Origin of the sequence: Micromonospora sp. NPDC005197, from assembly GCF_040608295.1 — a bacterium.
Taxonomy (GTDB): Bacteria; Actinomycetota; Actinomycetes; order Mycobacteriales; family Micromonosporaceae; genus Micromonospora.
Map to the genome: position 1 here is coordinate 1 of NZ_JBEXHY010000184.1, position 8,013 is coordinate 8,013.

5 protein-coding genes and 1 pseudogene are annotated in these 8,013 nt (G+C 72.5%); all 6 read left to right on the forward strand.

All coding sequences use genetic code 11. The features are described from left to right. Nucleotides 1–393: pseudogene (locus tag ABZU46_RS29810) on the forward strand (shikimate dehydrogenase); the annotation flags it as partial. 98 nt (nt 394–491) lie between these two features. Beyond that, a complete protein-coding gene (locus ABZU46_RS29815; RefSeq protein WP_354862964.1) occupies nt 492–2,198 on the forward strand; it encodes a glycosyl hydrolase in 1,707 nt (568 codons plus the stop codon). A 224-nt stretch (nt 2,199–2,422) separates the two neighbouring features. Continuing rightward, nucleotides 2,423–4,360, forward strand: coding sequence for a hypothetical protein (locus tag ABZU46_RS29820; protein ID WP_354862966.1), 1,938 nt, complete (start codon nt 2,423–2,425; stop codon nt 4,358–4,360). A 95-nt stretch (nt 4,361–4,455) separates the two neighbouring features. After that, a complete protein-coding gene (locus tag ABZU46_RS29825) occupies nt 4,456–5,007 on the forward strand; it encodes an acyltransferase (RefSeq protein WP_354862968.1) in 552 nt (183 codons plus the stop codon). After that, nucleotides 5,000–6,598: a lipopolysaccharide biosynthesis protein gene (locus tag ABZU46_RS29830; protein WP_354862970.1), complete on the forward strand. Its 1,599-nt coding sequence runs from the start codon at nt 5,000–5,002 to the stop codon at nt 6,596–6,598. The genes ABZU46_RS29825 and ABZU46_RS29830 overlap by 8 nt, the downstream gene beginning before the upstream one ends. Nucleotides 6,599–6,694: 96 nt before the next feature. Further along, complete coding sequence (locus ABZU46_RS29835) at nt 6,695–7,963, forward strand: O-antigen ligase family protein (RefSeq protein ID WP_354862972.1); 1,269 nt, start codon at nt 6,695–6,697, stop codon at nt 7,961–7,963. Nucleotides 7,964–8,013 lie beyond the last annotated feature (50 nt).

Here is an 8,013-nt window from a genome sequence, read left to right on the forward strand (position 1 = left end):
GTGGTGGCCCGCCGGGCCGAGGCGGTCGACGAGCTGCGCCCGGTGGCCGACGCCCTCGACGTGGCGCTGGCGGGTGGTGCCTGGGCCGACGCGCCCCGGCACCTCGCCGCCGCCGACGTGGTCGTCTCCACCGTCCCGAAGGGGGTCGCCGACCCGCTCGCCGGCGTGGTGACGTGGCGGTCGGACGGGGTCTACTTCGACGCGCTGTACGACCCGTGGCCGACGCCGCTGGCGGCGTCCGCCCGCGCGGCCGGTCTGCGGGTGGTGTCCGGATTGGACCTGCTGCTGGCGCAGGCGGTCGGCCAGTTCGAGCAGTTCACCGGCGTTGCCGCGCCGGTCGAGGCGATGCGGGAGGCGCTGATGGCGGCCCGTCGGGGCGCCTTCCTTAGCTGACGGTTAAGACGCGCTTACGGGAAACTGTCCTGCCCACGACATGCCCTGGTCGTCGATACGCTGCTCACGGTTACCGCAGCAGACACAGGGAGTTCTCCTTGACCAGGCATGGACTGCACCGCATCACCCGGCTCCGCAACGGTCCCCGGCGCAAGGCGATCGCCATCGGCGTGGTCGGCGGTGCGGTGGTGGCCGGCATCGTGGCGACCATGATGCCGCTGCTGGCCAGCGACGACCTGTCGATCCGCGCGGTGGCGGACACCACCGCGACGATGGTGACGCAGGACGGCGACAACGCCACCAAGACGACCCTGGCGACCTGCCCGGCGCGCTGCGACGGCAACCCGCGCGGTGGCCGCGAGGCGGTCGTCGAGTTCGCCGTGACCACCGTGCCGGCCGCCGCGGTCAACGTCCGGGCGACCCTGCGCATGCACGCCTGGCAGCAGTTCGCCGCCACGGTGACCGCGCACGCCTCGTCGTTGAGCGCCCGCGAGACGCGCCCGGCCCCGGCGACGGCGAGCCCCGCGCTGGACACCGTCGCCGGCGTGGCCAAGGGCGTCAACGAGTGGGACGTCTCCAAGCTGGTCACCGGCAACGGCACCTGGACGGTGTCGCTCGCCCAGACCGGTCTGGAGACCCGCGTCTACTGGGCGTCGGTCGAGAACCGCAACCCGGAGCTGCGACCCAGCCTGGTGATCAGCTACGACCTCGGCAGCGGGCCGACGTCGGCGCCGACCACCCGACCGGCGCCGCCGCCCTCGCCGACGGTCGCGCCGACGACCGCCGCGCCCCGGCCCACGCCGACGGTCGCGCCGACTCGTACGCCGACCCCGACCCAGAGCCCCACCCTCCCGTCCGGCAAGTGCGGCCAGGTGTCCGACACGCTCGTGCCGTCCTGCGGCGCCTGGTGGGGGATGTACTCACCGGCCAACGCGGGCAGCGGCTGGGACCACGGCAAGGCGATCACCGACGTCGAGGCGCAGGTCGGGCGCAAGTTCGACATCGTGCACCGCTACCACGACTTCTCCAACGCCGGCAGCAACGGCGCCTTCCCCGACGCGTACGAGACCCAGCAGATGCGCGAGGGGCGGCTGATGTTCTTCGCCTGGGAGTCCCGCGACTTCTCCGCCGGCACGACGTTGAAGTGGTCCGAGATCTACAGTGGCCGGCAGGACGCCACCATCGACGCGGTCGCCGGTCGCATCCGCGACGCCAAGGTGCCGGTGTTCCTGGGCTTCGACCACGAGCCGGAGGACGAGCCGGGCAAGGGCAGCGACGCCGACTTCGTCCGGGCCTGGAAGTACGTGTACGAGCGGTTCGCCAAGGCGGGCGCGGACAACGCCGTCTGGGTCTGGACGATGATGGGCTGGTCCGGGCACTACTCCCGGTACGCCGGCCTCTACCCCGGCGACCGGTACGTCGACTGGGTGGCCTACGACCCGTACAACTTCCACGTCTGCAATGGCAGCACCGTGTGGAAGAGCCCGAGCACCACCGTGGACGGCTTCTACCGCTGGCTCGACGAGAACGGCATCGGGGCCGGCAAGCCGCGGATGCTCGCCGAGTTCGGCACGAACTTCGACGCCAAGGACCCGGGGGCCAAGCAGCGCTGGTTCCAGGAGTTCCCGGCGGCCCTGAAGGCCCACCCGAAGATCAAGGCTGCCATCTACTTCAACTCGCCGGGCATGACCAGCCGCACGGCGACCTGTGACATGACGATGAACCACGATGCCTCCGCGGTGGCCGGCTTCACCCAGGCCGGCAAGGACGCGTACCTGCGGCAGCCCACCGGAGGTAGCCGCTGACGAGATGACGACATCGTGACGACGCACGCCGTTCATCGAGGGTCAGCCAACTGATCCTCCGGCGTTCTGTCGGCTAGCAGATTCAGGCACCGCCCAATCGGCGGATGCGCCTACCAGGCTGGGCGAGGCACGCTACCTCGGGTTCTCATCCATCTTGGAGGCGCAGCGTGCCCAAACTCTCGCACTTGTGGCGTTTGTCAGTACGACGTCGTACTCGGGCGGGGGTGGTCGCTCTGGCGGTCGTCGCCGCGGTGCTCAGCGTGCCCTCGGTGTCCTCGGCGGCGGTGGTGCCGGTCCCCGGGACCGCGACCCTGGTGTCCGCGAATCCCAGCGACACGACCCCGCACGCCCGCGACGGCGAGACCCGCGCCTTCGCGCAGGTCGGCAACACCGTCTTCGTCGGCGGCAGCTTCACCCAGCTGCGACAGACCGCCAGCTCCGCGTGGATCACGCAGCGCTACGTCTTCGCGTACGACCGGACCACCGGCACCATGTCCACGAGCTTCCTGCCGGTGCTCGACGGCGCGGTCAACACGTTGCTCGCCGGTCCCGGCGGGACGCTGATCGTCGGCGGCGCCTTCAAGAACGTCAACGGCGTCTCCCGCAAGAACCTGGTCGCGCTGAACCCCGCGACCGGCGCGATCATCGACAGCTGGGTCGGGCGCTCCGACGGTGGCACCGTCCGCGACCTGGTCCTGTCGGGCAACTCGCTCTACGTGGCCGGCGCTTTCAACTGGCTCAACGGCACCGCGCACGCCGGCCTCGGCCGGCTCAACGCGACGACCGGCGCGATCGACCCGACGTTCGCCGTCGACGCCACCGTCGGGCGGCACGGCACCACGTCGTACGTGTGGACGATCGACGTCACGCCGGACGGCGGCACCCTGGTGCTGGGCGGCAACTTCACGCTCGTCAACGACCTGCCGCGTAACCAGATCGCGCTTGTCGACCTCACCGGCACCCCGACGGTGCTGGACTGGAGCACCGAGAAGTACGTGCCGCCGTGCGCGGCCCCGACGACGTTCGTGCACTACGTGCAGGACGTGCGGTTCGGCGAGGACGGCAGCTGGTTCGTGGTCGGCTCCAACGGCGGCGGCGGTTGGCCGACCGCCTACTGCGACGCCCTGGTCCGTTTCGAGACCCCCGCCCGGGGCGCCGGCCAGCTCGCCACCTGGGTCGACTTCACCGGCAACGACACCATCACCTCGGTCGAGGTGGCCGACAACGTCATCTACCTCGGCGGGCACTTCCGGTGGCTGAACAACCCGAACGCCAACGACGCCGCCGGCAACGGCGCGATCGACCGGCTCGGCATCGGCGCGGTCACCCCGGCCACCGGCCTGCCGGTGAACTGGAACCCGCGCCGCAGCGGCAGCGCCTCGATGCCCGCCGGCACCACCGCCTGGGGTTCCGCGGTGCCGGTGCTCTGGCGCGGCTCGGACGGCCTCTACTTCGGGCACAACTCCGACGGCATGGGCGAGGAGTACCACGGGCGGCTCGGCATGTTCCCGCTCGCCGGCGGGCGTACGTTCACCGCGAAGAACCCGCCGTCGGCGACCACCGGCAACCTCTACCTGGCCACCGCCCCGGGCGCCGTGACCAAGGTGCCGTTCGACGGCGCCGCGCTGGGCACCTCGACCGTGGTCAGCCAGCCCGCCTACACCGCGGCCGGCGCGACCTGGCGGGTCGACGACCGGATCTACTGGGCGCACACCGTCGCGGGTACGCCCACCGGCAGCCGGATCGACGTCTCGCTGTTCAATGGCGGCGCGATCGGGTCGCCGTGGGAGGCGTCCGGCTACAACGACTGGTTCAACCCGGCGCTGCTGACCGGGGCCTTCTACCTCGACGGCCGGCTCTACTACACCCGGACCGGCACCAACAACCTCTACTACCGCTACTTCGAGATCGACGGCAACTATCTGGGCGCCACCGAGTTCGCGCTGCCCACCACCGGTGTCACCTGGTCGGCTGTGCGCGGCATGGCCTGGGTCGGCGGTCGGATCGTCTACGGTGCCACCGACGGCACGCTGCGCAGCGTGCCGTTCGACCCGACGGCCGCGCCGACCGCCGTGGTCAACGGCGCCACGGCGACGGTCATCGCCACAGCGGCGCCCGAGTTGTCCTGGTCTACCCCCTCGATGTTCTTCTCCGTGCAGTAACGGTCAACCGTTGGTAACGGAGCATCGGTAGATTGTTCGCGTTGGGTCGGCGGCGGGACCACCGCCGCCGACCCCACGATGTGGGGGAGGGGTCGTTGGTCGGCGCCGCTGGCATCCGCGCGAAACGCGCCGTGCACCTGGTCTTCGCGCTCAAACGCGCGTGGTACAGGCTGCGCTACCGCCGGCTCACGCTCGGCCGGGACGTGGAGATCCGAGGTCGGATCCGGCTTCGCCGGGGCGTACGGGTCAGCATCGGCGACCGGAGCCGCCTCAACAAACTGGTCCGCTTCGCCGGCCCCGGCGAGGTGCGCATCGGCGCCGACTGTCTGCTCAACGCCACCTGGATCGGCACCTGGACGTCGGTGACGGTGGGAGACCGGTGCCTCCTGTCCGACTGCGAACTCCTCGACAACGACTTCCACAACCTGCCGCCCGAGCAGCGGCACGCCCCGCCCGGCCCGGCCACGCGCGCCCCGATCGTCCTTGAGGACAACGTGTGGATCGGCGCGCACGCCCTGGTCCTCAAGGGGGTCCGGGTCGGCCGGAACAGCGTCGTGGGCGCCGCGACGGTGGTGCGCGCGGACGTGCCACCGGGCGTCGTCGTCGTCGGCAATCCTCAACAGACGGTGAAGAAGTTCCATGACTGACACGACGCCCGCCTCCTGGCCGACGGACGGCCCGTCCGCCGGCACCGCCCGTACCGTCACGCTCACCGACCTGCTGCGGGTGCCGATGCACCGGCTGCGGCTGGTGGTCGCGGTGGCCCTGGTCGGCCTGCTCGCCGCCCTCGGCTACGTGCTGCTCGTGCCGGCGGCGGTGACCGCGAGCGCGGTGGTGGCGGTCCGCCCGGTGGTCACCGACGCCTTCACCCCCAGCGGTGCGGGTGCCGACCGCGCCGTCAACATGAACGTGGAGAGCGGTCTCGCCACCGGCACCCAGGTGGTCCAACGTCTCGCCGACGCCGCCGGCGGCGACCCGCGCGAGATCCGCAACGCCCTTGAGGTCGAGGTCCCCACCGGCGGGCAGATCCTGCGCTTCAGCTACCAGGCGCCCGACGCGCAGCGGGCGGTGCAGGGGGCCAACCTCGCCGCGCAGGCGTACCTCGACGTGCGGCGCACCATGTACGAGCAGCAGCGCGCCGAGATGCTGCGCTCCTACGACGCCAGCATCACCAAGGTCGCGGCCCAGCAGGTCGCCGTCCAGAAGCGGGTGAGCAGCGCCAAGGGCACCGCCGCCGGCGACGCCGCGCTGGCCGAACTGTCCGGCATCAACAACCAGCTAACCCAGCTCAACGCCGCCCGTACCGAGATCGCCGCGGTCGACGTCAACCCCGGCTGGGTCACCCAGACCGCCGAGCGGGCACTGGCCACCTCCGCCGGGCACCGGCCGCTCTACCTGGTCGCCGGCCTGCTCGGCGGCGCGCTGATCGGCGTCGTGCTGGCGTACGCCTGGGAGTCGACCGACCGGCGGGTCCGCTCGGTCAACGACGGTCGGGACGCCAGCGGCCTGCCGCTGCTCGGCACGGTGCGTCGGCCGGCGTTTCGGGGCAGCCCCCGGGCCGTCGACGCGGACATCCGCTACGTGGCGATGGCGGTCGCCGAGCGGGTCCGCCAACCGGCCCGGGTCGCGCTGGTCACCGCCCGGGAAGACGCCACGGCCCTCACCGCCGGGCTGGCCGTGGCGCTCGCCGCCGACGGCCGGGAGGTCTTCGTCGCCGACGACAGCGGGCGCGTGGAGCGCCTGCGCGCCGCAGTCCTCGCCGACCGCGGGCGGCTGCCCGTCGACCCGTCCCGGCCGCTGGTGCCCAAGCCCCGCCCGGCCGGCGCTCCGAGCCCGGCCGGCGCCACCGCGGAGAGCCCGGCGCCTCGGCGGCCCTCCCCGCACCCGCCCGGCGCCCGTCCGTCCACCGACCCGGACGCCACGCTGACCCTGCCCCGGGTGACGTCCAGCCACGCCGAGAACGGCCGGCCGACGTCGGCGGACGAGGTGACCGTGGGGGTGGGCAGCGTCCGCTTCGGCACCTGGCGGCAGGGCGCGGACCACGGGCTGGTGCTGTTCAACGCCCCACCTGCGGAGTCCGACGAGCGTGGCGTGGCGGTGGCCCGCCAGGGCAGCGCCGTGGTGGTCATCGAGCGGGACCGCACCCGGCAGAGTGACCTGCGGCGGCTCGTCGAGCGGCTACGCGCCGCCGGGGTCACCCCGCTGGGCTTCGTGCTCACCCGCAACGGCCGGGTCTGACCGGTGTCGCTCACCCGCGCCCCGGCGACCGAGCCGCCACCCGGCGACGCCGCCGCCCCCCTCGGGCCGGCGCCACCGCCTCCGCCCCCCGCCCGGCTGCCGCTCTGGCCGCTGGCGCTGATGTTCGGGCTGGTGCCGCTCTGGTGGTCGCTCGGGGCCTTCTACCTGGGCTGGCCGCTGCTGGGCGCGCTGCTGCTCGCATTGCTGCTCACCCGGGGTCGGGTGCCGCTGCCGCCGGCCGCCGGCAGCTGGCTGCTGTTCCTGGCCATCGTGGTCGTCAGCGCCACCCAACTGTCCTCGCCGGCCTCGCTGCTGACGTTCGCCCTGCGGTTGGCCTTCTACCTGACCGCGCTGGTGGTCGGGGTCTACGTCTACGCCGCCGCTCGGGAACGCGCCGACCTGGTGGCGGTGCTCACCCCGCTCTGCGCGTTCTGGTTCGCTCTGGTGGTGCTGGGCTGGCTCGGGGTGCTGGTGCCCCGGCTGGCGATGACCACCCCGATGGAGGTGCTGCTGCCCGCCGGCGTGGCTCGTACCCCGTTCATCCAGGACATGGTGCACCTGACCACCGCGGAGTACAGCGAGCGCTCGCTCAACCCGATCTACCGGCCGGCCGCGCCGTTCTCGTACACCAACAACTACGGCAGCGCGTACGCCATGACCCTGCCCTGTGTGGTGGCGTACACCATGCTGCGTCGTCGGGGTCTGCTGCGCTGGATGCTGCTGGCGTCCCTGCCGCTGTCGCTGGCGCCGGCGTTCCTCACGCTGAATCGGGCGATGTTCCTCAGCCTGGGCGCCGGGCTCGCGGTGCTCGGGGTGCGGGCCAGCATGCGCGGCAACGTCCGGGTCGCCGCGTCCATCGTCGGCGTGGTCGTGATCGGCGCGCTGGCCACCCTGGTCATCCCGATCACCGACCTGATCAGCCAGCGGGTCGATTCCAGTGACACCAACACGGACCGCCTGTCGCTCTACACGGAGGTGATCCGCCGTGTGCAGGATTCGCCGTGGCTGGGCTACGGCGCTCCGGTGAACGTGGACACGGTCTCCGCGGCCGCGCCGATCGGCACCCAGGGGCAGCTGTGGATGGTGTTGTTCAGCCACGGCGTACCGGCGCTGGTGTGTTTTCTGGCCTGGTTCGTCGCCGCCGCGGTGATCTGCGCGCGGGCGACATCGGCGGCCGGGCAGTGGCTGGCGGTGGTGCCGGTGGTCTGCCTCGTGCAGGTCCCGTTCTACGGCATGGCCAACCAGAACCTGTCGGTCGCGTTCTTCGCGGTCGCCTTCGCCATGGCGCTCGCCGAACGGGAACGGCTGGCGAGCGCGCAGCGGCAGGGCCCGCCGCGCCCGCCGGGTACGGCGGTGCCGGCATGACCGCCGCCACCCGGCCACCGGCCGGCGCCGGCCCCGACGGCCCGCACCGC

Bases quoted from the DNA above. Each gene is read 5' to 3' on its own strand.
- ABZU46_RS29830 (WP_354862970.1), top strand. From the start codon at position 5,000: ATGACTGACACGACGCCCGCCTCCTGGCCGACGGACGGCCCGTCCGCC.